Origin of the sequence: Colidextribacter sp. OB.20, assembly GCF_009911595.1 — a bacterium.
Classification (GTDB): Bacteria; Bacillota; Clostridia; order Oscillospirales; family Oscillospiraceae; genus Lawsonibacter.
The window spans coordinates 1-2,070 of sequence record NZ_QWKG01000133.1 but is presented as its reverse complement, the minus strand read 5'-3'; the positions used below and the strand labels follow the sequence as shown (position 1 = coordinate 2,070).

General features: G+C 47.8%; 1 protein-coding gene. It reads left to right on the top strand.

The features are described 5' to 3' along the window. The first annotated feature begins 655 nt into the window (after window positions 1-655). Complete coding sequence (gene ltrA, locus D1641_RS18765; RefSeq protein ID WP_160668493.1) at window positions 656-2,035, top strand: group II intron reverse transcriptase/maturase; 1,380 nt, start codon at window positions 656-658, stop codon at window positions 2,033-2,035. Window positions 2,036-2,070: the final 35 nt, after the last annotated feature.

The following is a 2,070-nucleotide window of genomic DNA, read 5'->3' as shown; positions in this document are numbered from 1 at the left end:
AATTCGATGATTCTTAAATCCAACCCGAACCGCCAGACTACATAAAACGTCTGGCGGTTCCGCATTTGACGCTTACTGTTGTGGAAAGCTGCCCAGAGGTGGGCGGTGCAGTCTATAGGCCGGGGGTCTATAAAATGCCTATGACAAGAATGCGGCTGACTACCACTGGCGAAAGTCCGAATGCACAGGTCAAGAAGAAATAGCAGTAGAAATGCTGCTGCCGTGAAAACGGTGTATGTGGGGTAAAGTAAGTTGGTCGCTATGAAATACCTTGTAGCGTTACAGGCGCTACCAAGCATACTGGCCTAAAGGATAGTCTAAGGGCATCATGCACAGATAGGAATATCGGAACGTAGAAAGTCCTGGATGTGGAGTGATTGCACACGATGAAGCATGAGAAGGAAAGCCGTGTCGCTCAGAAGCGGGAGGTGCGGTATAACTTCTCTTAATCCGGGAGGAAGGAGCAGCCATGGTACCGTGTTTGTTCAGCGATGGACAAACTGAGAAGCCGTGAAAAAAAGTAAGCGGTGGAGGGACGGGCTGTAGTCAAGGATAACATGAGAAGAAGCAATATCCAGGCATAGCTAACAAACACGCATAGGTTCGAGTAGGACTAAGAAAGGCAATCCCCCATGAAAGCGGGTGAGCGCCGACTATGGCAACAAAAGAAAAGGCTTTGAAGAAGTCCAAACTGCGTCATGCCGAGTATTATGACTTTCAAGAAATACAGGACAAACTGTATGCGGAAAGCAAAAACGGCAAAATTTTCAACAAATTGGTCGAAGTGATAATCCAGCCTGAAAATATCCGGCTGGCATATCGCAACATGAAAAAGAACGATGGAAGCCACACGCCCGGCACGGACGGCAAAACGATCGCAGATTTGGAAAAAATCTCTGACGAGGAAATCGTCACTCTTGTACAACGAAAACTCACATGGTACGTTCCGCAAAGTGTCCGCAGAGTAGAAATCCGTAAGGACAACGGAAAAATCCGTCCACTGGGAATCCCTACCATCCTCGACCGACTGATTCAGCAGTGCGTATTGCAGGTACTGGAGCCCATTTGTGAAGCAAAGTTTCATGACCACAGTTATGGGTTCCGTCCCAATCGCAGCCAGCAGAACGCTATCGCTCAGGTTCACAAGAATATGCAGTTGAGCCACTTGCATTATGTGGTGGACATTGACATCAAAGGTTTCTTCGACAATGTGAACCATGGGAAACTGCTGAAACAAATGTGGACAATGGGAATCCGGGACAAAAAGCTGCTCAGTATCATTTCCGCAATGCTAAAAGCTGAGGTTGCGGGAATCGGGTTCCCAGAGGTTGGCACACCACAGGGCGGCATCATTTCACCGCTCCTCTCCAACATCGTCTTGAACGAACTGGACTGGTGGTTAGCCAGCCAATGGGAGGAAATCCCTACCCGGTATCCTTTCAAGATGCACCCCAATCCGAATGGCACGCCGAACAAGGGAAACAAATTCGCGTCCCTGCGGCGAAGCAAATTGAAGGAAGTAACCTGTGTTCGATACGCGGATGACTTCAAAATCTTCACCAGCAGTTACCAAAGCGCAATAAAGTTGTTTTACGCAACGCAAAACTGGCTGAAGGAGCGGCTGGGGCTGGACATCAGCCCGGAGAAATCCAAGGTGGTCAACCTGAAGGAAGAATACTCAGAGTTCCTGGGGTTCAAATTGAAACTCATACCACGGGGCAAGAACAAAAAGGGACATACCAGGTACGTTGTCGAGAATCATGTAAAAGACAAATCCATAGAGAAAATCAGGGCGAAACTCAAAACGTTGATTTACGAAATTGAATATCCACAGCAGGGAAAGCACACCGAGTATCAGGCAATCAGCAGGTATAATTCCTATGTGCTTGGTGTGCATGACTACTACAGTATGGCAACCTGCGTCAGCCGCGATTTTCGCCAAATAGCCTTTCCTGTCCAAAAGAGCCTGAAAGCAAGGCTGAGGAAACGAATCAAAGTAAGCGTAAAATGTACCACCGCATATACAAGGGAATAGGAGAATGCAGATAATAGTCCCGAGAGGTCTTGAGA

Excerpts from the sequence above, each read along its gene's own strand:
- ltrA (WP_160668493.1), top strand. The coding sequence starts at position 656 with ATGGCAACAAAAGAAAAGGCTTTGAAGAAGTCCAAACTGCGTCATGCC.